The organism is Halomonas sp. AOP5-B2-8, from assembly GCF_052376475.1.
GTDB lineage: Bacteria > Pseudomonadota > Gammaproteobacteria > Pseudomonadales > Halomonadaceae > Vreelandella > Vreelandella casei.
This window is the reverse complement of sequence record NZ_JBQSVS010000006.1, coordinates 279,015-298,913: the sequence shown is the minus strand read 5'-3', so window position 1 is coordinate 298,913 and position 19,899 is coordinate 279,015. Positions and strand designations below refer to the sequence as shown.

Sequence of the window (19,899 nt, the reverse complement as noted above, 5' to 3'; positions counted from 1 at the left end):
GCCCTGCATCAGACTTCAGTTTCGGTATCTTTGTAACCATCCACGACGCCCGTCGAGAGATACACATCGTCAGAGGTGACGTTTTTAACCGCCGTCAGCAAATACTGAATACCGGTAATCAAAAACCCCATTGGCACCCACAGGTAAATAATCCATACAGGCAGCCCCAGCGATGGCAGAACGCGACCTTTGCTGTATAGATCAAGAATATAAACGATTGAATAGTAAAGCAAAAAGAACATCACTAGGGATGTAAACAGGGCGATAAAGATCATCAATACTTTGCGCCCACCGACCGGCAACGCATCGTAGATAGCCGACATGCGGATATGACGACCATGGCGGGCGGCATAGCCGATGCCTGCAAAGGTAATCATGATGATCAAAATCCGGTTTAGCTCACCGGAGAACATAATACTGTTACTAAAGACAAAGCGCGCAATGACATTGGTGACCGTATTCAGTGCCATTAGCAAAACGCCTACCGCAAGAATAACGGCTTCAATTTTGCTAATTGCAGTGTCGATCACTCCCAATATCCCCGGCAAACCGGAGTGGTAGCTATTTTCCATCTCTTCATCGGTCATGGCCTGACTCCTCTCTAATGGCTCTAACGGCAGCTCAATGCCCTCAGTACAATCAATACAGCGTTTTCCAGACCCGTCTCGCGCTATTGAGCAAGAGATTATCGCTAGCGTAACGGCATGCTGATGCAGATGTTTCAACGCTAGATGTACGTAACCCACCCGTAGCGCTTACAAGCCCTAAAGTGAATATCCAACTCCACGTCGGCGCAACAAAAAAGGGGCAGCCTTCGCTGCCCCTTGGGTACATCACCCATTTTGCCCGTATGGCTTATAAGGGATGATTACTCGTTGGTAACGGTCTCAAGGTCTGCTTTAAACTGATCAAGCAGCGCTTGACCACCTTCACCGGTCATTTCAAGGAAGGCTTCTTCAACCTGCGGAGCACGCTCACGGAAGGCCTGAATCTGCTCTTCGTTCAGACGCGTCACCGTTACTTCATCAGACGCCGCCTGAATTTTTTCTAGCGCTTCATCGGCTAAGCCTTTGATGTGCTCAATCGTCTGATCATATGCGGCTTGTGAAGCTTCTTGCACCAGCGCTTGGTCTTCTTCAGACAGGCCTGCATAGAAATCCTGGTTGGCCATCATCGCGGTGGTAAACCAGCCGTGACCAGTGAACGTCAGGTGTGGCGATACTTCATACAGACCGCCTGATTCGATCCAAAAAATCGGGTTTTCTTGACCATCAAGAATACCGGTCTGCAGACCACCGTACACTTCACCCCACGGCAGCGGCGTAGGCGTTGCGCCGAAGGCATCGTAAGTTTCCGACAGCAGCGGGTTGGTCATGGTACGGATTTTCTTATTATCCATATCCTCCGGTGAGCTAATCGGCTCATTGGTAGTAATGACCATTTCGCCTTCTGGATACATTTTCAGCAGCTCTAGGCCTTGCTCGGCATAAAGCTCCGGAAACATTTCGTTGATGGCTTTGCTTTCGTCAAAGAACGTCAGCACAGTTTCTTCGTCGGTCGGCAGCAGGTAAGGAATAAAGAAAATTTGCGCTTCAGGGATCAGCGCCCCCGTGAAACCAGGCGACTGGTTCACAAACTGCAGGATGCCGTTCTGCGTCTGTTCCATAATGTCATCAGACTCGCCCAGCTCACCAAAACGATACACCTGCACCGTGTTGTCAGAATTTTCTTCAATATATTCTTTAAAGGCATAGGCAAAGACATCTTGAACGTCGCCTTCGTACTCTTCGTGAGCGTAACGCCAGTTGTCTGCTTGTGCCACCGACGCCATGCCTAACAGCAGTGCGCCAACGCTGGCAGTAGTGATTAACTTCGTGGTGACAGAACGAGTAGAAACGGTTTTGCTTGCCTTCATGCGATGTTCCCCTTGCAGTGGTAAGCGCGCGATACAAATGCGCAACATTATTTTTAAAGCGAACTGCTTAGCATCTAACGTTTAAAACCAACCCATCGTCGCGTTTCTCAACGCGGCATTATTGTTCGCTAATAGGCAAAAATGCGTCGTTAACTGCGTGCTAGCGGGCAAATAACGCTAGGTGATTCAAAACTAGCTTAAATTCAGGCTAGCGCGCTCCTTGATGAGGGTCAAGTTGACGAACGAGCGTTTGCAGCGCCTGAAGCGACGCCGAAGGCGTGTTTGAAGAACCAGTAAACTGGAAGGCTTTTTCACCATGATTCAGCTTTTTTTCAAGCCATTCAGCTACGTTAGAAGGCTTTTCAACGATGTTAGTGACGCATTTTTCATCGATTTTTACTTCCAAAGCCCATATTTGCCAACGTTGAAGGTTCTCACGTTCGGCCATCAGTTCCGCCTGTTTAATGGTCTTGCGCAGCGCTGCCACAGCTTCGTTCGAGGCAGCCGACGACGTTAAGTCGCGGCGCAGTGCGCGCAAAACATCCGTTACTCGAGCCTGCCAGTGAAGACGCTCCTTGCGCACGGCAGACACGGCTGTCGACACGGCTTCTAAGCCGCATGAATATAGCCAGCAATGAAACAACACTTCGCAAACATCTAATCCCGCCTCGTCCTGTAACGTTAAGCACGCCGCTTCAACGCCTGGCTTGGCGTAAAACGCGAGCGCAAAATCCCATAACGGTATCTGCTGCAAGCGCTGCAATCGGGTAGAATCAAGCGCAATAGAATCTGGCATCGTATGACCCACATTTTTTTCGGGAGAAGGCATGATCGCACTGCGCCAAGTCGCCCTGCAACGCGGCACGCAAACGCTACTCGACAACGCGGACGTTACTCTTAATAACGGGGTAAAGGCCGGCATTATCGGGGCAAACGGCGCCGGTAAATCGAGCCTGTTCAAACTCTTGCTGGGCGAGCTTGCGCCCGACCAGGGTGATGTCGAGATGAGCGGAGGCCAGCGTATTGCGCATATGGCCCAGGAAGTTGACGCGCTTGACCGGCCTATTATCGAGTATGTGCTCGACGGCGACCTGGCATTACGACAGGCCGAGGCCGACTTACTTGCCGCTCGTGAAGCCGACGACGCCCATCGCGAAGCCGAACTGCATGGCTTAATTGAAACGCTGGACGGCTACCGTGCTGCGTCCCGCGCGGCACAGCTGCTGGTCGGGCTTGGGTTCTTACAAGCTGACCTGACCCGCCCGCTGTCGGCGTTTTCCGGCGGGTGGCGAATGCGCGTCAATCTCGCCCGCACCCTTTTCATGCCTTCTGACTTGCTACTGCTGGACGAGCCCACCAACCATTTAGACCTGGATGCTTTACTGTGGCTGGAGCAGTGGCTGACCCGCTATCCCGGCACGCTGCTGCTGATTTCTCACGACCGCGACTTTTTAGATGCGGTGTGCGACCACATCGTGCATATGCACCACCAAACGCTGGAGCTTTACCGCGGCAACTACTCCCAGTTTGAGCGCACCCGCGCCGAAAAGCTTGCCCTTCAGCAAGCCGAAGCCGTCAAACAGCAGGCGCGTCGGGAAGAGATCGAGCGCTTTATCGCCCGCTTTAAAGCACAAGCGACCAAGGCGAAGCAGGCACAAAGCCGGGTCAAAATGCTTGAGCGCATGGAAGATATCGCCGTTGCCCACGTGGACTCCCCGTTCCACTTCACGCTGCCCGCTGCCGATAAAACGTCACGTCCGCTGCTGGTGCTGGATCAGGCTCAGCTAGGCTATCGCGGTAAAACGGACGACGGAAGTGACGATAACATCCAGCTGGACAAGGTCAACGTTACCCTGCTGCCCGGCAGTCGCATTGGCCTGCTAGGTCCTAACGGCGCTGGCAAATCGACGCTGATTAAATCACTGACTGGCGAGCTTGAGCTACTTAATGGCAAGCGCGTGCCCGGCGAGCATTTAGCGATTGGCTACTTTGCTCAGCATCAGCTTGAAAGCCTGGACGTTTCATCGACGCCCTTTGTGCATGTGCAGCGCCTCTCGCCCACCGCCAGTGATCAGGATATTCGCAATTTCCTGGGCGGATTTGGCTTTAAGGGCGACGATGCGTTTGGCGTCGTTGGTAACTTTTCCGGCGGCGAGAAGGCACGCCTTGCGCTTTCTTTAGTCGCTTGGCAGAAGCCTAACCTGCTCTTGCTCGATGAGCCGACCAACCACCTGGATTTGGAGATGCGCGAAGCATTAACCCAGGCGCTAGCAAGCTTTGAAGGCACGGTTATTCTGGTGTCTCACGACCGTCACCTGCTGCGGGCGACCGTGGATGAGTTCTGGCGAGTAGCCGATAATCGCGTCGAACCGTTTGACGGCGATCTAGAGGACTATCGGGTTTGGCTTAAAGCACGCCTGGAAGACAGCCGCCGCGATTCACGCGGTGAAAAGGCCGAACGTCAAAGCCAGCAGCCTAGCGGCGACAGCCGTGAAGCGCGCAAAGCATCCCGTAAAGCGGCCGCCGAACTGCGCGAAAAATTACGCCCGTTGAAAAAGCAGCGCGACCAAGCCGAAAAGGCCATGGAAAAGGCCCAGCAAGAACTGGAAGAGGTAGAACACGTGTTGGCTGACCCTGAACTCTACACAGACAGCGCACGTAAAGCGGAGTTGACCAAGACGCTTAGCCAACAGGCTGAGATTAAAGCACGGCTGGATGAGGCAGAGCGGCAGTGGCTCAGCGCCGAAGAAGCGCTAGAGACAATGGAAGCCGAGCTGCTGGCCAGCGAAGAAGCGGTTAGCTAGGCCTCGCCAGATCTCACTAGCTTTCCAGTAAAAACGTGACCGGGCCATCGTTGACCAGCGCTACCTGCATATCGGCACCAAACTCACCGGTGGCCACGTTAGGCCAAGCAGCGTTGGCCTGGGCGACAAGGAAGTCAAATAACCGCGCGCCTTCGTCCGGCGGCGCGGCGCTGGAAAAGCTGGGGCGCAGCCCTTTACGAGTATCCGCTGCCAAGGTGAACTGAGAAACAAGCAGCAGCCCGCCGTTCACCTGCTGAAGGTTTTGATTCATTTTACCGTCAGCATCGCTGAACACGCGGTAATGCAGCAGCTTATGCAACAGCTTGCTAGCGGACGCCTGGTCGTCGCCCTTTTCTACGCCCACCAGCGCTAGCAACCCATGCTCGATTGCCCCCACAGTTTGACCTTGCACCGCTACGCTGGCGCGCGTCACCCGCTGAATCAGCGCTTTCATCATGCTTCTCCTTGGCTGCTAACGACAGCGACTGCCGCCACTGCTCGCTAGCCTCTTCCTAACAGCGCATCGCGAAAATCTTCACCCAAAGGGCGCTCGCCTAGCCAGATACTAAACATGGCGCTGGCTAACTCAGCGTTATCCTCTGCAAACAGAACCTCGCCATTGAGCGCCAAACGTAGCTGCGTGCCGTCCCAGCTAAGTAGATAGCGGTCGCCGGGCACTACGTCACTATAGCGCTGATTAAGCTGCTCTAGGGGCGCTTCAATCTGAGTGAACTCATAAAGCGTCAGCGTGTCCCGCAGTGTTTCTTCCGTGGCTTCGGCAAAATCTGACGCTTTAATGGCATGGAAATAAGCCAGCTCTAGCCGCCTCGGCTGGTTACCCAGCGGCTGAGGTTGCGTATCACCTTCAAGCTGATAGTACGCTCCAGCGTAGGCGTTCCAGACCATATAGCGAAAAACGCCGCTGCCAATCAGCGTATAGCGCTGCCCGTTCTCGTCAACGACGCGTTCAAAACGCTCACCCCGCTCAGAAACGCTGCTGGCAAAGACAGCAGACGTTATCAACATCATACATATCGCCAGTAATGCGCCCAGCGCGGGATGATGGTTCAGCCTTAATCGCATGGTGATACCCTCCTGTTAACAGCGTTTTCTCGCAAACTCTCAGCGCAATACCTAATGCCTAATAAATCTTGCCAAACGGCGCTAGCGTTACCACCACGCATGAAAGTGATGCACTGGACCACGCCCTTTACCCACGTTTAGACGGGCACTTGCTTCTAATGCGGCATGCAGCCACTGCTTGGCCTCGCTAATCGCCATCACGGCTGCATTAGCGGGTGCTAAAGCCGACTGCTTGGCTAAACAGGCGGCGATCGCCGAAGAGAGCGCGCAGCCGGTACCGTGTAAGTTATCAGTATCAATACGCGACGCGGGCAGCCACTCATGGCCGCTGGGTGTTGCCAGCAAGTCAGGGCACGTCGCCCCGCGCAGGTGGCCGCCTTTGAGCACCACATACGGCGCGCCTAGCTGCATCAGCCCCGGCAACATTGCCTCCATTTCCTCTAAGCTAGTCGGCGAGGGTGAATCGAGCAGTACGGCTGCTTCTGGCAGGTTGGGAGTGATGACGTCGGCTAGCGGCACCAAAATATCCCGCACGGCTCGAATACCGGCGTCATCCACCAATATATCACCACTTTTGGCCACCATGACGGGGTCCAGTACGATCCAGCGCGGACGTTTCTGGCGCAGTACGTCAGCGATCACTTCGGCGACTTCGCGGCTAGCCACCATGCCAATTTTGACCGCGTCTAGCGTGACGTCTTGAAGCAAATGCTCTAGCTGTTCACGAATCACCTGCGGCGACACCGGATAAACTGACGCCACACCGCAGGTATTCTGGGCAATCACCGCCGTGATCACGTTGGTGCCATAGACCCCTAATGCTGAAAAGGTTTTCAGGTCTCCCTGCAGGCCTGCGCCCCCGGAAGGGTCAGAGCCTGCAATCGTCAGTACATTGGCAATAGGATGCATGCTTTCCCCTTACATCAACGAAGGCAGCCATGTGGCCAGTCCAGGGAATAGCGCCAGCGCTAACAGCATGCCGAGCTGCATGATGATAAACGGCACGACGCCGCGATAAATCGCCGATGTCGGCACACTTTGCGGTGTCACACCGCGTAAATAGAACAATGCGAATCCAAAGGGCGGCGTCAAAAAAGAGGTCTGGAGGTTGACGGCAATCATGATGCCCAGCCAGATGGGGTCAACCCCCATCGCTAATAGCACCGGACCAACAATGGGCACCACCACAAAGGTGATCTCGATAAAGTCGAGTATGAACCCGAGCAGGAAGATGACCAACATGACCACAATGGTAGCGCCCACCACCCCACCGGGCATCGAATCAAACATATGGTTGACCAGCTCTTCGCCACCAAACGCTCGAAATACCAGCGAAAACAGTGTCGCGCCAATCAGGATCAAAAACACCATGCTGGTTACCTGAGCGGTGGAGCGCACTACCTCACCCAGCATCGAAAAGCTTAACCGCCGATTGGCCGCTGCCAGCAGTAGCGCACCGAAGGCACCCACTGCTGAGGCTTCCGTGGGCGTGGCAAAGCCGCCCAAGATCGAGCCCAGCACGGCCACGATTAGCAGCACGGGCGGTAAAAGTCCTTTCAGTAGCAGCGGCCAGATACTGCCGGTGTGCCCCAACTCCTGCATCAATCCTTCACGATCCGCCGCCGGGGCCGTACTGGGCTTTAGCCACGCCACTGTAAGCAGATAGATAATATAGGCTAGCACCAGCAGCAGGCCCGGTACCAACGCGCCGACAAACAGATCGCCCACCGAAAGCGTCTTGGGGCTCCAAGCGCCCATCGATAGCTGTGCCTGCTGATAGGCATTGTTGAGAACATCACCTAGCAGCACCAAGGCGATGGAAGGCGGAATGATTTGACCCAGAGTGCCCGTGGCACAAATGGTCCCGGTCGCCAGTGCCGGTGAATAGCCGCGTTTGAGCATGGTGGGTAGCGAGAGCAGGCCCATGGTAACCACCGTTGCTCCCACAATACCGGTAGACGCGGCCAGCAGCATGCCCACCAATACCACCGCAATGCCCAGCCCGCCGCGCAGGGCGCCAAATGCCATGGTCATCGCATCCAGCAGCGTTTCCGCCACCCGTGACTTCTCAAGCAGGACACCCATCAGCACGAATAAAGGCACCGCCAGCAGGGTATTGTTCGTCATGATGCCGTAGATCCGGCTAGGCATTGAGCCCATCCAGCGTGCCTCGAAATGCACCGGAACGCCCAGCGATTGCAGCAACCAGCCTAATCCGGCAAAGGCCAGCGCCGTTCCCGCAAGCGACAGAGCCACCGGATAACCCAGCATCAAGACGCCGCATACCGCGGCAAACAGTAAAAGCGGCATGCCTTCCAATAAAATCGCCAGCACTAGACCATCTCCTCATGCACAGGGGCAGAACTGGATAGCTTGCCGCGGATAATCAGCACCTGACGTATCAGTTGCGCTACCGCCTGTAAAAGTAGCAGTGCCACCATTCCCAGAATCAGCGTTTTAAGCAGGAACACGGCCGGAATGCCGCCGTCCCCCGACCGCTCCATAATGGCCCAGCTGGTAATCACATAGTGGAAGCTTGAAATGGCGATAAATGACATGACGGGAATCAGCAGAAATAGCGTGCCGAGCAGGTCGACCCACGCGCGGCCACGCTCAGACATCTTGCGGTAAAAGATATCGACCCGCACATGGCCATCGTGACGTAGCGTCCATCCGGCGCCGAGCATGAACACGGCGGCGTGCATGTACATCACCGACTCTTGCATCACGATGCTATTGATACCGAAAATATAGCGCAGCACGACGATGGCGAACTGCACCAGCATCATTATCACAACCAGCCAGGCAATGGCCCGGCCCACTCCCTCAGTCACGCAGTCGAGCCAGCGCAGCAAGCGCGGCTCATGGGCATTGGCGAGCATGTTAAATGTCCTGGAAAAGAAACGGCCCAGAATCATCGCTGATTCTGGGCCGAACGTCATCCCTAAAAAGGTCTGGGTGGGCCATAAAGCGGCCTAAATTGCTCTTAGCAGCTTATTGAGTTGCGCTGGGTGCGGGTGTCGCCTTTTTAATAGCCAGTAGGCAGGCGGCTGGTAAGGGTAAATCAACCGCAATCGGCAAGTGATCCGAAAACAGGTGATCCATTACCCGCACCTCAGCGGCCTCCAGGGTTTGCGATAGCAAAATGTGATCCAACGCTTGCCTGGGCTGCCACGATGGGTAGCTCAATAAAGGTGTAACGGGATGCAGCGGCAACGAGGTGCTGAATCGCTCATGGGCGTGCAGCTGAGCCGGAGTGCAATTCAGATCGCCCATCACCACCACATGCCGCAGTGGCTGGATGATCTCGCTTAAGTAGTTAAGCTGGCGCACCCGGCCACGATGGCTAAGCGCCAAATGTGCGACAAAAATATGTAACGCATCCGGCCCGTTACCAAAACGCACGTGAATGGCACCACGCCCAGGCAAGGTCCCGGGCAGGCGGTGCTCTTCAATTTTGGTGGGCACGAGACGCGAAAGCAGCCCGTTGCTGTGCTGGGCAAGGTGCCCAAGATTTCGGTTCAATTGCTTGAAGTGATGAGGAAATCCGGCCTTAGCCGCCAGGTATTCCACCTGGTTGATGCGGCTGGAGCGAAAGCTGCCGCCGTCGGCTTCCTGCAGACCGACGACATCAAACTGGCCCAGCACGTCGCTCATCACATCCAGGCGTTTCACCCGTTTCCGATTAGGCAGAAAGTGCTGCCAGCTACGAGTGAGATAGTGATGATAAGCAGACGTCTGAATGCCCACCTGCAGATTGAACGTCAGCAGGCGCAAATGACCATCTTCTAACAGCGGCTTATGGGTGCTCGTGACGCTCGCTGTCTTATCAGCCTTCACTTCATTTGACACCGTTATTCTGCGCGCTCAGCACGCACTTGCTTAATCAACTCATCCGCAACCTGCGGCATGTTTTCAAGGCTGCCAGCAGAACTAGGCGTCACGACATAGCGGCCGTCAACCACCAGGGCCGGCACGCCCATTAGGCGCATTTCGCGCATACGGCTGTTGGCCTTGTTCACTTCACTACGTACACTAAACGCCGTTAGCGCTTGTTTCGCTTCTTCTTCACTCACGCCATAGTTGGCAAAGAACTCAGCGATATCATCAGGGTCGGTTAGTGACTGCTTTTCCTGATGAATGGCATTAAAGAAATCTGCGTGCAGCTCATCTTCGATACCCAGCGATTCAGCCGCATAGAAAGCGGTCGCATGGGTATTCCAATCGCCGCCCATGGTGGCAGGCATATGCACTACGCTGACGTCATCGTCGAGTGTTTCGTACCACTCATTAACCGGCGTTTGCAGACGGTAGCAGTGCGGGCAACCAAACCAGAATACTTCGGTCACTTCAATTTGGCCGTCTTCAACGTTCGTTTCTACCGGCGTCTCAAGAAGCTCATACTGCTGGCCTGCTACTAGTTCCTGGGCACTCACCGCCGCAGAAAGTCCGAGGCCAGCCATTGCGACCATTAGCGTTTTAAACATTGCGTGTATTCTCCATGGGTAAGCGAAGGATGTGACAGTCACTATAGTAGCGAGTTCCCTCCTCTACGACACATTACTAGCGCCCGACAAGGTTTCGCAATCCTGACAAAAAATCGTTTAGGCTCCCAAAGGCTAGTTCAGGCCTAACAAATAGTTAGCGACGGCTTGCATATCGTTATCGCTCATCTTGGCGGCAATATCTTGCATCATATTATTAGGGTCATTGTCACGCTCACCGGCAGCGAACGCCTGCAGCGTCGCGACCGTGTACTGCGCATACTGGCCAGAAAGCCCGGGGTAAACGGCACTGCCGATACCAACGCCAGTGGGCGAATGGCAGGCTGAACAAGCGGGTATGCCCTTAGACAGATCACCCGCGCGGTAAAGTTCTTCGCCACGGGCCAGCAAGTTGGCATCCTCATCGCTCGCTTGCCCAATATGGGTGTCTAATCCGGCGAGAAACGCCGCAACATCCCACGCATCCTGGTCTGAATAACTGTCCACTTGACCGGCCATTTGCGGCACCAAGCGATCGCCATCACGAATATCGATGATCTGCTTGGCCAGATAAGACATTTGTTGACCTGCCAAGTGAGGGAAGGCGCTCGCCGGGCTAATACCGGTTTGACCATGGCAAGCAGCGCACGTCTGCGCCCGCTCGCGGCCAGCGGATGCATCCGCATCGGCCTGGAAGTCCGCTTGGGCGTGCGCGACGCCAACGGCCATAGCAATGGCCAAGCTTGCCAGTAACTGTCTCATTACCCTTCCACATAGCGGTTTATATTTGACGAATGTGCTGGTCGCTGCCGACTAGAGCGCGATGGTACACTAGCGCCTCAGCTCGCAGAGATATACCGCTGGCATTATAACGAATCACCCCTGGCGGCGGGAATCAAAACCCTGGGCTGCTTTAGGGGTCACTCGTCGCGGCACTGCTCTATGCTCTGTCTTTCGTATCATGTGCGCCGAGCAGGCCGCTTTTATGTTCGTTTTTCAGGATCACATCCATGTCTACCCCTCATGATAGCCTTGTCGCTCGGCTGAACTACCCCACGGCAAGTTTTGTTATCAGCGCGCCTACCCTAGCGCTATGCCCTGACGATACCGGTGCAGAAGTTGCTTTTGCCGGGCGTTCGAATGCCGGAAAATCAAGTGCTATCAATGCATTAACGCAACAGAATGCCCTGGCGAGAACCTCTCGCACGCCGGGTCGTACCCAGTTAATCAACTTTTTCCGCGTCATGAACGACGACGCTAGAAGGCTGGTCGATCTACCGGGCTACGGCTACGCAAAGGTACCTGAGTCAGTCAAACTGGAGTGGCAAAAGCACCTAGCAGAGTATCTGCGTAACCGCTTTAGCCTGCGCGGGCTAGTGCTGTTGATGGATGTACGTCATCCGCTGACCGAGTTCGATCAAATGATGCTCAGCTATGCCGACCAGCGAGAAATGCCGGTGCATATTCTGCTGACCAAATCGGACAAGCTAAAGAAAGGCCCTGCCAACGCGGCATTGCAAAAAGTACGCTCGAGCCTCAAAGAGTGGGAAGACCTGGTGTCGGTACAGCTATTCTCATCGCTCAAACGCGACGGCGTGGACACGCTTTCAAAGAAGTTAGATCAGTGGCTGCATACGCCGCCTGAATAGTTCGGCGCTTATACTTCGTTTTCTAGCAGCTTAAGCACGCTGGGCAGCTCTTTAATATGGGCGATGCGATGCACTCGCGGCGGCAGCACCTCGTCACCCGCTGCGGCAATCCATACGGCGTGCATCCCCAGCTGCTGAGCAGGCAGAATGTCTTCCTCCCAAGAGTCACCTACGTGCATCGCGCATTCTGGCGCGACGTTGAGGCGTGCAAGCGCGGTAAGAAACGGCGTGGGGTCAGGTTTGGGCGCCAGCAACTCGCCCGCGGCAATGGCCACAGGAAAGTGAGCGGCCAGCGGCTGACGCGCCAAATGGATATTGCCATTGGTAATGGCGGCAAGCTGATAGCGCTCCGCCAATGCGGTCAATAGCCCCGTCGCTTCAGGATGAGGCGTTACCTGAATGCGCAGGCGATGAAACTCGTTCATCGCCGCAGCTGCCCACAGCAACGCGCCACTGCGCGTCAAACCCTGAGCTTCTAACTGAGCTTCCAGGGCGCGTAAGCGCAGCCATGTGAAGTCGCCACGCCGTTCGGGCACATCTTTAGCCAGCTGTAAGCGACGCTGCAGATAATCTTGTCCGCCGTTGACCGGGTCGAGCGCAAGGGCTGGCTCTTGACGCGCAGTACGCCATGCCCTGAGCGCGTCCAACAGCCAGCGGTAATGCCCTTCCTCAGTGCGTAACATCACGCCATGGTTGTCCCACAACGTATCGTCTAGATCGAAGGTAATGGCCTTCAGCACCGTCATGGCTTACTCCCAGGGCTGCGTTTGGCGCGCGGATGAGCGGCATCGTAGCTCGTTGCCAGGTGCTGCCAGTCGAGCCGCGTATAGATTTGGGTCGTCGAAAGATTAGCGTGGCCTAATAACTCTTGTACCGCGCGCAGGTCTTGGCTTGATTCCAGCAGATGGCTGGCAAAAGAGTGTCGCAGCCGATGAGGATGTAAATGCTCGGGCAAGCCGCGAGCAAGTGACAGCTGCGCTAAGCGCTTTTGAATAGCGCGATGCCCTAGCCGCGCACCGCGCTGGCCAACAAATAAAGCCAGCTCTCCCGCAGGCGCCAGCGCAGAACGACAGCCAAGCCAGTCGATCAGTGCCTGCTGGGCTCGGCGCCCAACCGGTACTTGGCGCGGCTTGCCTCCTTTACCGATGACCCTCACTCGGCTGCTTTGCAAATCACCCAAGTCCAGCGCAGCAAGCTCGGCTAAACGCAGGCCGCTGGAATAAAACAGCTCAAGAATGGCTTGATCGCGAGTGCCCAGCGGTGAGCCGTCGTGAGGGGTATCTAGAAAACGTGCCAGCGCATCGACATCAACCGGGCGCGGCAGATGGCTTGGCTGCTTCGGAGTGCGTAACAGCCCCACCGGGTTATCCACCAGCACGCCCTGTTTGACCAGATAATCCGCAAAGCGTGACAGCGCTGCCCGGCGCCGCGCCAGGCTTCGGGGCGCCAAGCCCCGGCTGCGTTCTGCGCCCAAAAAGGCGCGTAGCAGGGCGGTGTCTAGCGCAGCTGGATCTGTGACATCACGGCGATTCGTGAAGGTACATAGCGCCGCTAGGTCATGCTGATAGGCCGCCACGGTCGCCGGGCTGGCATGGGCCGCCAGCGCCGCTAAAAATGTCTCAATGCGATCTGCAATAGATGATGGCTTAGCCATGATCGCCTAGACGTATCAGCAGGCGCGCAACGATATCGCCTAGATACTCGGTGAACAGCGTGTCCATGCTGGCTCGATAGGCATCGGGGCTGGGACTTGCCAGCACCAAGTAGCCAAGTGGGTCGCCAGCAGAGAGGCGCGAGATAGCGCACGAGCCGGCTTTGCGCGGTGCTTTAACATGGGGCAGCAAACACTTCCAATCGCTAACGCTGAGCTTAACGCAGCGGCTAGTGCGGCCATCCAACATAGCGGCTAGACGCGCACTAGCATGCTGGTCTAACACGTGGCGCGGCGGCTGGGGCGGCTGCGGCTCGGCATCGCTTAACGTGGCTGGGCACCACAGCGCCATGGCAGGGGTTTCAAAGCGCTCACTCAGCTGAGTCGCCAGCGCCTGTGCCAATGCATCGCGGTCTTGAGCCTCAACCAATGCAATCAGCGTTTCGCGTAGCCGACGATACTGAGACTCGTTATGGCGAGCGGTTTCTAACAAGTGCTCTAAACGATCCTCGGCGGTTTCAGCACGCTTACGCAGATCAAATACCAGCCGCTCCAGCAGCGACACAGCTCCCTCAATATTGGGATGCGGCACTTGCAGCTGCTGCAATAACCCTTCACGACCCACGAAAAAATCGGGATGCCGCGCCAGCCAGAACGCCACTTGATCAGGATCGAGCGTTTTGCGGGGTTCGGGGGCTTGTGACATCGCCGTTCTCCTCGAGTTAATTGAGTGCTACACGGCCATCAAAGACGCGCGTAGCCGGTCCCACCATTGTCAGCGACCCTTCAGGGTCGGGCCATTCAATGCTGAGTTCGCCACCGGGTAAATGCACTTTCACAGGGCTTTTCAGCAGCCCCTGACGAATGCCGCTGGCCACTGCCGCGCAGGCACCCGTACCGCAGGCTAGCGTTTCGCCGCTGCCGCGCTCATAGACGCGCAGGCGTATTTCGCTAGGTGAGAGTACCTGCATAAAGCCTACGTTAACACGCTTAGCAAAACGAGGATGCGCCTCAACCAACGGCCCAAGCCGCTCGACCGGCGCGCTATCAACGCTTTCGACCTGCAGCACCGCATGGGGATTGCCCATTGAGACGACGCCAATCTGCAGCGTGTCATCGCCCACATCTAGCCGGTGCAGCGGCTGGTCGCCCGGCGCATCAAAGGGCAAAGCCAGGGGGCTAAACCGCGGACGCCCCATAGCAACACGCACCATTCCATCAAGCTGCACGGTTAATACCAGCGGTCCGCCCGCGGTTTCCACATGAATTTCATGTTTATGCGTCAGCCGCTGATCGCGTACAAAGCGAGCAAAGCAGCGCGCTCCGTTGCCGCAGTTTTCCACTTCACTGCCATCCGCATTGTAAATACGGTAGCGAAAATCCATGTCCGGGTCGCGGGGCGGCTCGACCACTAACAGCTGGTCAAAGCCGATGCCGAAACGACGGTCTGCCAGCGCACGAATTTGCGCCTCGTCCAGCCGGGCGCGCTGCGTCACGAGATCCACCATGACAAAGTCGTTACCCAAGCCATGCATTTTGGTGAAGTGCAGAAGCATCAGCGTTCCCCTTCGGGTAGCAACGCTTCGCCGGCCCACAGGCTCGCCACGGTTTCACGCGCCCGGACGACATGGCAGCTGTCGCCATCGACCATAAGCTCCGCGGCGCGAGGACGGCTATTGTAGTTTGAAGCCATCACAAAGCCGTAGGCGCCCGCCGAGCGCACCGCCAGCAGGTCGCCTTCCGCGATCGAAAGCTCGCGCTCTTTACCCAGGAAGTCGCCAGTCTCGCATACCGGGCCAACCACGTCGTAAAGCGCAGTCTCGCGCGCCTCGCGGGTGTCGACCGGCACAATTGCTTGCCATGCTTGATACAGCGCAGGGCGAATCAAATCGTTCATCGCCGCATCCACAATGGCGAAGTTTTTGGTCTCACCGGGCTTGAGAAACTCAACGCGCGTCAGCATTACGCCAGCATTGGCAGCAATCGAGCGTCCTGGCTCAAACAGTAGCGTCAGTGCTTCACCACCTTCCCAGCGCGATAGCCGTGCCAACAACTGGCTAGCGTAATCAAACGGCTGGGGTGGCTTTTCATCGCGATAGGTGACGCCCAAACCGCCGCCTAAGTCGAGGTGATCAATTTCGATGCCTCGCTCACGCAGGCGCTCCATCAGTACCAGCAGCCGCTCCAGTGCATCCAAGAACGGAGCCGTTTCAGTTAGCTGCGAACCGATATGGCAGTCCAACCCTTTGACCTGAAGATTAGGCAAACTGGCGGCTAGCTCATAGGCCGCCAACGCTTCGTCTATCGAGATGCCAAACTTATTATCTTTCAAACCCGTCGAGATATACGGGTGCGTACCCGCGTCAACGTCTGGGTTGACCCGCAGAGACACCGGCGCCACCTTGCCCTGCTCGCCCGCAACGCGATTTAAACGCTCAAGCTCTGGGCGCGACTCGACGTTAAAACACTTAATGCCCACATCTAGCGCGCGGACCATTTCGTGGGGCTGCTTGGCTACGCCGGAAAACACCACCTTAGCCGGATCACCGCCGGCTTTAAGCACGCGTTCAAGTTCGCCGATCGAGACAATATCAAACCCTGCGCCAAGCTTGGCGAGCAGTCCCAGCACCGCCAAGTTAGAGTTGGCTTTTACTGCGTAACAAATCAGATGCGGATGACTGCCCAGCGCTTCAGTATAGGCCCGAAAATGACGTTCAAAGGTCGCTTTTGAATAGACGTAGCAAGGCGTGCCGTGTTCGTTAGCAATCCGTGACAGCGGCACATCTTCGGCGTACAGCACGCCATCGCGGTAGTTAAAATAATCCATGTGACTCTCCCCTTTTCCTAGGCCAACGGCGCTCTATTCAGCCGCGCGGCTAGGCTGCTCGTCAGACTGTTCGATGGCGGGCGCATCGTCCGGCAGATAAAGCGGCCCTTTTTGCCCACAGCCGGCTAAACCGGCCAGGCTTGCCACCAGCAGTACCATCAGTGCTAACGTTTTCATGCAGCACCCGCCTTGAGTGCGCTCAGCGCATCGCGCGCGCGCTGGGCAGCAGCACGCACTTGATTCGGTGCGGTGCCGCCAATGTGATTACGCGCGGCCACTGAACCTTCAAGGGTCAACACCTCGAAAACATCCTGCTCAATGATGTCGGAGAACTGCTTGAGCTCATCAAGACTCATTTCAGAGAGGTCTTTTTCCGTTTTAAGACCGTAGGCCACCGAGTGACCGACAATTTCATGGGCATCGCGGAAAGCAACACCTTTGCGAACCAGGTAATCGGCAAGATCCGTCGCGGTCGAAAACCCACGCCGCGCCGCTTCATACATGCTGGTTTTTTTCGGCTCAATGGCAGGCACCATATCGGCGAAGGCTTTCAAGCAGTCGCGCACGGTATCCACAGCGTCAAACAGCGGCTCTTTATCTTCTTGGTTGTCTTTATTGTAAGCCAACGGCTGGGATTTCATCAGCGTCAGCAGCGCCATTAAATGGCCGTACACACGGCCGGTTTTGCCGCGCACCAGCTCGGGCACGTCCGGGTTTTTCTTCTGCGGCATAATGGATGAGCCGGTGCAGAAGCGGTCGGGCAGGTCGATAAAGTTGAACTGAGCGCTGGTCCACAGCACCAGCTCTTCGCTCATGCGCGATAGATGCATCAACAAAATGCTGGCAAAGCTTGTGAATTCGATCGCGAAGTCACGATCTGACACGGCGTCTAGCGAATTTTCCGCCGGGCGATCAAAGCCTAGAAGCTCTGCGGTGACGTGGCGATCAATCGGATAGGTCGTTCCCGCTAGGGCAGCGGCGCCCAGCGGCATCACGTTGACGCGCTTGCGACAATCCAACAGACGCTCATGATCCCGCGACAGCATTTCTTGCCACGCTAAAATATGGTGGCCGAACGTTACCGGCTGAGCCGTTTGCAGGTGAGTAAAGCCCGGCATAATCGTATCGGCTTCACGATCAGCCAGCTCAATCATGCCTTCGCGCAGGCGCTTAAGCTCTACTTCAATGACGTCGATTTCATCGCGCATGAACAGGCGAATATCGGTGGCTACCTGGTCGTTGCGCGAACGCCCGGTGTGCAGCTTCTTGCCGGTAATACCAATCTTGTCGGTCAGCCGCGCCTCGATGTTCATGTGCACGTCTTCAAGCGGCACCGACCAGTTGAATTCGCCGCGCTCGATCTCGCCCTGAATTTCGTTCAGGCCGTTGATAATGGCGTCGCGCTCGTCATCGGTCAGTACGTCTACGCGGGCCAGCATGGTGGCATGGGCGATGGAGCCCTGAATATCCTGGCGGGCTAGGCGCTGATCAAAGGTGACAGACGCGGTAAAACGGGCAACAAAGGCATCGGTGGGCTCGCTAAAGCGACCGCCCCAAGACTGATTCGTAACTTGGCTCATCGGAGATATATCCTGCTGACAAAACAATGGAGTCGTTGACGGAAAGTGTACCAGAGTCGTCCCGCTCAGCGGCATGCCGTTTTTACTGTGGCGCCCGGTGCTTTATGATAGGGGTATCATAGTGTGAGTCGCCGTGTCTGCGGTATAGGGGAGAATAACGTGCTATCAATTACCAAATTGCGCATTGCCACGCGTAAAAGCCAACTGGCCATGTGGCAGGCTGAGTACGTTCGTGACCGCTTAATGGCAGAGCACAGCGGCCTTGAGGTCGAACTTGTTCCCCTTTCTACTAAGGGCGATAAAATAATCGATACGCCTCTTTCTAAGATTGGTGGGAAAGGACTGTTCGTTAAAGAACTTGAAGATGCGATGCTTGATGGCCGTGCCGATATTGCCGTCCACTCCATGAAGGACGTACCGATGAACTTTCCTGAAGGATTAGGCCTCTCGATCATTTTGGAAGGGGCCGACCCTACCGATGCGTTTGTGTCTAACCACTACGCAAGCCTCGATGAGCTGCCTGAAGGGGCGAGCATTGGCACTGCTAGCCTGCGCCGTGGTCTGCAAATGCGCGAAGTCCGTCCTGACCTACAAATTCTTAATCTGCGCGGCAACGTGCAAACACGACTCGCCAAATTAGACGCCGGCGATTTTGATGCCATTATTCTCGCCACTTCCGGTCTACAACGGTTGGGCCTGAACGCGCGAATTGCCCAGGCGTTGCCGCCGGAAGTATGCCTGCCTGCCTGTGGTCAAGGCGCGCTAGGCATTGAGTGCCGCCTGCATGATCCTGAGCTTATCAACCTGCTCGCACCACTGGATGATCCTGACACTGCCACTCGGGTACGCGCAGAAAGAGCGATGAATACACGACTCGACGGTGGCTGTCAGGTGCCTATCGCCGGACACGCAGTGCTAGACCTTGCCAACGAAACGCTGTGGCTACGCGGCTTAGTGGGAAACCCAGAGGGTACAGAAGTGCTTCGCGCCGAAGGCAGCGGCTCAATGCATGAGCCTGAGGCGCTGGGCATTCGCGTTGCAGAAGACCTGCTCGACCAAGGCGCAGGTGATATTTTGGAAGAGGTTTACGGTCGAGAAATATGAGCCAGCCAGTACTGATCTGCCGCCCTGGTGAGCGCGGAGAAGCGCTCGCCGCGGCGCTACGCGGCCAGGGCGGAAGCGTTGAATCACTCAATGTGATGCAGCTGGAAACGTTGCCAGAAAATGCTGCCATGCGAAGCACATGGCTAGATATTGATCAGTACCATAAGATAATCGTTATTAGCCCCTTCGCCGCCGTTTGCTTGGCCGAGGCATTAGACCGCTACTGGCCGCAGCTTCCCGTGGGGATTGACTACTACAGCGTCGGTAGCGCTACCGCGAGCACGCTTTATGATCAGCTGGGTGTGCGCGTACACGTGCCCCGAGCCGATGCGAGGGAAGACACCAGCGAAGCGCTGCTGGCACTGGCGTCGCTGCAGCAGCTGGCGCATCAGCGTATTCTATTAGTGGCAGGTGAAGGCGGCAGAACTCTGCTGGCAGAAACGCTCACCGCGCGGGGAGCAAAGGTAAGCCGCATCGCCGTTTACCGACGTACGCTTCAGCCCCTTGCACCCGCCCTACAGGCGTATTTATTTTCAGGTAATTATCGGGCGTTGATCGTCACCAGCAGCGAACTGCTGGAACATCTGGCAAAATGGTGCAATCAGGCGGCTTTCAACCAACCGCTAATCGTTTCCAGTCGCCGTTTGGCTACACTGGCTGGCATACTAGGTTTTTGTAACCTCAAGGTGGCGTCTGGAGCAACGTCGGCTGCGTTGATAGCGGCGTTGGAGACTTGCGACCCACAGGGTGCCGATGTCGATCAAGGAACTTACTAAGGGCTAGCGACAGATGAGCAAACAAG

At 56.1% G+C, this 19,899-nt stretch carries 22 protein-coding genes; 4 read left to right on the top strand and 18 right to left on the bottom strand.

Annotated features, from left to right (window positions below; all coding sequences use genetic code 11):
- Positions 1 to 8: 8 nt before the first annotated feature.
- The 3 genes from ACT3RP_RS15690 to ACT3RP_RS15680 all read right to left on the bottom strand — a co-directional run bounded on the left by ACT3RP_RS15690 (position 9) and on the right by ACT3RP_RS15680 (position 2,711).
- Positions 9 to 587 (bottom strand): TRAP transporter small permease, encoded by a 579-nt coding sequence (locus ACT3RP_RS15690; RefSeq protein WP_192536009.1) that lies wholly within the window; start codon positions 585 to 587, stop codon positions 9 to 11.
- A 281-nt stretch (positions 588 to 868) separates the two neighbouring features.
- A complete protein-coding gene (locus ACT3RP_RS15685) occupies positions 869 to 1,915 on the bottom strand; it encodes a TRAP transporter substrate-binding protein (protein WP_192536010.1) in 1,047 nt (348 codons plus the stop codon).
- A gap of 208 nt (positions 1,916 to 2,123) precedes the next feature.
- Positions 2,124 to 2,711, bottom strand: a complete 588-nt coding sequence (locus ACT3RP_RS15680) for a TIGR02444 family protein (RefSeq protein WP_192536011.1) — start codon at positions 2,709 to 2,711, stop codon at positions 2,124 to 2,126.
- A gap of 31 nt (positions 2,712 to 2,742) precedes the next feature.
- Between ACT3RP_RS15680 and ACT3RP_RS15675 the strand changes: the two genes are divergently transcribed.
- Positions 2,743 to 4,719, top strand: coding sequence for an ATP-binding cassette domain-containing protein (locus tag ACT3RP_RS15675; RefSeq protein ID WP_444672335.1), 1,977 nt, complete (start codon positions 2,743 to 2,745; stop codon positions 4,717 to 4,719).
- Between the two features lie 16 nt (positions 4,720 to 4,735).
- On the opposite strand, the gene dtd is transcribed toward ACT3RP_RS15675, so the two are convergent.
- The 8 genes from dtd to ACT3RP_RS15635 all read right to left on the bottom strand — a co-directional run bounded on the left by dtd (position 4,736) and on the right by ACT3RP_RS15635 (position 11,048).
- Complete coding sequence (dtd, locus tag ACT3RP_RS15670; protein WP_444672344.1) at positions 4,736 to 5,173, bottom strand: D-aminoacyl-tRNA deacylase; 438 nt, start codon at positions 5,171 to 5,173, stop codon at positions 4,736 to 4,738.
- Between the two features lie 47 nt (positions 5,174 to 5,220).
- Positions 5,221 to 5,802, bottom strand: coding sequence for a chalcone isomerase family protein (locus tag ACT3RP_RS15665; RefSeq protein WP_444672334.1), 582 nt, complete (start codon positions 5,800 to 5,802; stop codon positions 5,221 to 5,223).
- An 87-nt stretch (positions 5,803 to 5,889) separates the two neighbouring features.
- Positions 5,890 to 6,711 carry a bifunctional hydroxymethylpyrimidine kinase/phosphomethylpyrimidine kinase gene (thiD, locus tag ACT3RP_RS15660; protein ID WP_444672333.1) on the bottom strand — a complete coding sequence of 274 codons (822 nt, stop codon included), beginning with the start codon at positions 6,709 to 6,711 and terminating at the stop codon, positions 5,890 to 5,892.
- A gap of 9 nt (positions 6,712 to 6,720) precedes the next feature.
- Positions 6,721 to 8,136, bottom strand: coding sequence for a TRAP transporter large permease (locus tag ACT3RP_RS15655; RefSeq protein WP_096277033.1), 1,416 nt, complete (start codon positions 8,134 to 8,136; stop codon positions 6,721 to 6,723).
- The gene (locus tag ACT3RP_RS15650) at positions 8,136 to 8,684 is read right to left on the bottom strand and encodes a TRAP transporter small permease subunit (protein WP_096277031.1); all 549 of its coding nucleotides are present in this window, start codon (positions 8,682 to 8,684) and stop codon (positions 8,136 to 8,138) included. The genes ACT3RP_RS15655 and ACT3RP_RS15650 overlap by 1 nt, the downstream gene beginning before the upstream one ends.
- Positions 8,685 to 8,796: 112 nt before the next feature.
- Positions 8,797 to 9,642 carry an endonuclease/exonuclease/phosphatase family protein gene (locus tag ACT3RP_RS15645; protein WP_255249083.1) on the bottom strand — a complete coding sequence of 282 codons (846 nt, stop codon included), beginning with the start codon at positions 9,640 to 9,642 and terminating at the stop codon, positions 8,797 to 8,799.
- A gap of 14 nt (positions 9,643 to 9,656) precedes the next feature.
- The gene (locus ACT3RP_RS15640) at positions 9,657 to 10,289 is read right to left on the bottom strand and encodes a thiol:disulfide interchange protein DsbA/DsbL (protein ID WP_096277028.1); all 633 of its coding nucleotides are present in this window, start codon (positions 10,287 to 10,289) and stop codon (positions 9,657 to 9,659) included.
- A 132-nt stretch (positions 10,290 to 10,421) separates the two neighbouring features.
- Positions 10,422 to 11,048 (bottom strand): c-type cytochrome, encoded by a 627-nt coding sequence (locus ACT3RP_RS15635; RefSeq protein WP_441684451.1) that lies wholly within the window; start codon positions 11,046 to 11,048, stop codon positions 10,422 to 10,424.
- A 248-nt stretch (positions 11,049 to 11,296) separates the two neighbouring features.
- On the opposite strand from ACT3RP_RS15635, the gene yihA reads away from it, so the two are divergent.
- Positions 11,297 to 11,935 (top strand): ribosome biogenesis GTP-binding protein YihA/YsxC, encoded by a 639-nt coding sequence (yihA, locus tag ACT3RP_RS15630; RefSeq protein ID WP_096277023.1) that lies wholly within the window; start codon positions 11,297 to 11,299, stop codon positions 11,933 to 11,935.
- A gap of 8 nt (positions 11,936 to 11,943) precedes the next feature.
- Here yihA and ACT3RP_RS15625 read toward each other — a convergent pair whose 3' ends face one another.
- The 7 genes from ACT3RP_RS15625 to argH are packed head-to-tail and all read right to left on the bottom strand — an operon-like array spanning position 11,944 to position 17,993.
- Positions 11,944 to 12,681, bottom strand: coding sequence for an HAD family hydrolase (locus ACT3RP_RS15625; protein ID WP_096277021.1), 738 nt, complete (start codon positions 12,679 to 12,681; stop codon positions 11,944 to 11,946).
- Complete coding sequence (locus ACT3RP_RS15620) at positions 12,678 to 13,589, bottom strand: tyrosine recombinase XerC (RefSeq protein WP_096277019.1); 912 nt, start codon at positions 13,587 to 13,589, stop codon at positions 12,678 to 12,680. The genes ACT3RP_RS15625 and ACT3RP_RS15620 overlap by 4 nt, the downstream gene beginning before the upstream one ends.
- Positions 13,582 to 14,292, bottom strand: a complete 711-nt coding sequence (locus ACT3RP_RS15615) for a DUF484 family protein (protein ID WP_441684453.1) — start codon at positions 14,290 to 14,292, stop codon at positions 13,582 to 13,584. Before ACT3RP_RS15615 ends, ACT3RP_RS15620 begins: the two co-directional genes overlap by 8 nt.
- Positions 14,293 to 14,308: 16 nt before the next feature.
- Complete coding sequence (dapF, locus tag ACT3RP_RS15610; protein ID WP_483394139.1) at positions 14,309 to 15,142, bottom strand: diaminopimelate epimerase; 834 nt, start codon at positions 15,140 to 15,142, stop codon at positions 14,309 to 14,311.
- The gene (lysA, locus tag ACT3RP_RS15605; protein WP_096277013.1) at positions 15,142 to 16,413 is read right to left on the bottom strand and encodes a diaminopimelate decarboxylase; all 1,272 of its coding nucleotides are present in this window, start codon (positions 16,411 to 16,413) and stop codon (positions 15,142 to 15,144) included. The genes dapF and lysA overlap by 1 nt, the downstream gene beginning before the upstream one ends.
- 33 nt (positions 16,414 to 16,446) lie before the next feature.
- A complete protein-coding gene (gene lptM / locus ACT3RP_RS15600; protein WP_096277011.1) occupies positions 16,447 to 16,590 on the bottom strand; it encodes an LPS translocon maturation chaperone LptM in 144 nt (47 codons plus the stop codon).
- Positions 16,587 to 17,993 carry an argininosuccinate lyase gene (gene argH / locus ACT3RP_RS15595; protein WP_483394138.1) on the bottom strand — a complete coding sequence of 469 codons (1,407 nt, stop codon included), beginning with the start codon at positions 17,991 to 17,993 and terminating at the stop codon, positions 16,587 to 16,589. Before argH ends, lptM begins: the two co-directional genes overlap by 4 nt.
- A 159-nt stretch (positions 17,994 to 18,152) precedes the next feature.
- Between argH and hemC the strand changes: the two genes are divergently transcribed.
- Both hemC and ACT3RP_RS15585 read left to right on the top strand, forming a co-directional pair.
- Positions 18,153 to 19,097, top strand: a complete 945-nt coding sequence (gene hemC / locus ACT3RP_RS15590; RefSeq protein ID WP_192536015.1) for a hydroxymethylbilane synthase — start codon at positions 18,153 to 18,155, stop codon at positions 19,095 to 19,097.
- The gene (locus ACT3RP_RS15585; protein WP_483394137.1) at positions 19,094 to 19,873 is read left to right on the top strand and encodes a uroporphyrinogen-III synthase; all 780 of its coding nucleotides are present in this window, start codon (positions 19,094 to 19,096) and stop codon (positions 19,871 to 19,873) included. Before hemC ends, ACT3RP_RS15585 begins: the two co-directional genes overlap by 4 nt.
- The last annotated feature ends 26 nt before the right edge of the window (positions 19,874 to 19,899 follow it).

Coding starts and splice junctions, on each gene's coding strand:
- ACT3RP_RS15690 (WP_192536009.1), bottom strand. CDS start 587: ATGACCGATGAAGAGATGGAAAATAGCTACCACTCCGGTTTGCCGGGG.
- ACT3RP_RS15685 (WP_192536010.1), bottom strand. CDS start 1,915: ATGAAGGCAAGCAAAACCGTTTCTACTCGTTCTGTCACCACGAAGTTA.
- ACT3RP_RS15680 (WP_192536011.1), bottom strand. CDS start 2,711: ATGCCAGATTCTATTGCGCTTGATTCTACCCGATTGCAGCGCTTGCAG.
- ACT3RP_RS15675 (WP_444672335.1), top strand. CDS start 2,743: ATGATCGCACTGCGCCAAGTCGCCCTGCAACGCGGCACGCAAACGCTA.
- dtd (WP_444672344.1), bottom strand. CDS start 5,173: ATGAAAGCGCTGATTCAGCGGGTGACGCGCGCCAGCGTAGCGGTGCAA.
- ACT3RP_RS15665 (WP_444672334.1), bottom strand. CDS start 5,802: ATGCGATTAAGGCTGAACCATCATCCCGCGCTGGGCGCATTACTGGCG.
- thiD (WP_444672333.1), bottom strand. CDS start 6,711: ATGCATCCTATTGCCAATGTACTGACGATTGCAGGCTCTGACCCTTCC.
- ACT3RP_RS15650 (WP_096277031.1), bottom strand. CDS start 8,684: ATGCTCGCCAATGCCCATGAGCCGCGCTTGCTGCGCTGGCTCGACTGC.
- ACT3RP_RS15640 (WP_096277028.1), bottom strand. CDS start 10,289: ATGTTTAAAACGCTAATGGTCGCAATGGCTGGCCTCGGACTTTCTGCG.
- ACT3RP_RS15635 (WP_441684451.1), bottom strand. CDS start 11,048: ATGAGACAGTTACTGGCAAGCTTGGCCATTGCTATGGCCGTTGGCGTC.
- yihA (WP_096277023.1), top strand. CDS start 11,297: ATGTCTACCCCTCATGATAGCCTTGTCGCTCGGCTGAACTACCCCACG.
- ACT3RP_RS15625 (WP_096277021.1), bottom strand. CDS start 12,681: ATGACGGTGCTGAAGGCCATTACCTTCGATCTAGACGATACGTTGTGG.
- ACT3RP_RS15620 (WP_096277019.1), bottom strand. CDS start 13,589: ATGGCTAAGCCATCATCTATTGCAGATCGCATTGAGACATTTTTAGCG.
- ACT3RP_RS15615 (WP_441684453.1), bottom strand. CDS start 14,292: ATGTCACAAGCCCCCGAACCCCGCAAAACGCTCGATCCTGATCAAGTG.
- dapF (WP_483394139.1), bottom strand. CDS start 15,142: ATGCTTCTGCACTTCACCAAAATGCATGGCTTGGGTAACGACTTTGTC.
- lysA (WP_096277013.1), bottom strand. CDS start 16,413: ATGGATTATTTTAACTACCGCGATGGCGTGCTGTACGCCGAAGATGTG.
- lptM (WP_096277011.1), bottom strand. CDS start 16,590: ATGAAAACGTTAGCACTGATGGTACTGCTGGTGGCAAGCCTGGCCGGT.
- argH (WP_483394138.1), bottom strand. CDS start 17,993: ATGAGCCAAGTTACGAATCAGTCTTGGGGCGGTCGCTTTAGCGAGCCC.
- ACT3RP_RS15585 (WP_483394137.1), top strand. CDS start 19,094: ATGAGCCAGCCAGTACTGATCTGCCGCCCTGGTGAGCGCGGAGAAGCG.